Raw genomic sequence first — 1,073 nt, forward strand, 5'->3', positions numbered from 1 at the left:
AAAAGCTAGGTATTAAAGAAGAAGATTTACAATTACTTATTAGTGAGTTTAGTACTAGAAAATTTAGCTTGCAAGATTTACAAGATATATCTAATATCATTGCTTATTATTTCCAAGTTAATGGCTATCCTGCAGCAACAGCTTATGTACCCCAACAAGAATTTGAAGATAGTGTACAAATAAACATAGCCTTAGGAACATTAGGTAAGTATATAGTAAAGAATAAAACTACTATAAAAGATTATTTTATAGAAAGCAAGCTTAATGAAAGAATCAAAGGTAAAATCATCTCTACTAAATTAATAGAAGATAGTGTATATAAAGTCAATGAAATGTATGGAGTACAAACCCTAGCAGGCTTACAAGCAGGAGAGAATGTAGGAGAAACTGATGTAGTTATAGAAGTAGTTCCTGATACTAAGGCTAATGTATTATTATATGCTGATAATTATGGTATTAAAAGTGCAGGGGATATTAGAGCTGGTATTAGTATGGGATTTAATTCTATATTTAATATGGGAGATTATTATAATTTTTACTTACAATCAAGCAATGAAAAACAAATCAACTATGGAGCAAGTTATACTTTCTTTTTAGGAAATTTAAAAATTACTCCAAGTATATCTCAAGGCTCTTATTCTTTAGGTGGAGATTATGAAGGCTTAGGTTTTAGTGGTACTTCTAGAAATTTTGGTATAGACTTTTCTTATCCTGTATGGATTAATACTAATTCATCTTTATACTTTACTTCAAGTATTTATCATAAAATACTTAGTGATGTAACCTTAGATCTTTTAACCTTTGATAAAAGTTCTAATGTAGGTAGTATGGGTTTAGAAGGTTTATTTAGAGGCTTTGAAAATAATGCCTTAAGTTATAGTGCAAATATAATCATAGGTAAGGTATATGATGATAGTGATTTTAAATTTGGTAGCAAAACTTTTGGTTGGTTTAGAAAACTCAATGCTAGTGTGAATAATTATTATAGTATTAATGAATACATTACTCATACTTTAAATATAAACTACCAAAAGGTATTAGGAAATTTTGAATTAGATTCTTCTGAGAGTTCA

Annotated in this window: 1 protein-coding gene; it reads left to right on the forward strand. The window is 28.0% G+C overall.

From position 1 onward, the window contains the following. Window positions 1–1,073 (forward strand): ShlB/FhaC/HecB family hemolysin secretion/activation protein (locus L8V79_RS08110; protein WP_318529926.1); only part of this gene is annotated, 1,073 nt, incomplete at both ends.

It is taken from the genome of Campylobacter sp. IFREMER_LSEM_CL2194, assembly GCF_025771685.1.
In the GTDB taxonomy this organism is placed as follows: Bacteria; Campylobacterota; Campylobacteria; order Campylobacterales; family Campylobacteraceae; genus Campylobacter_D.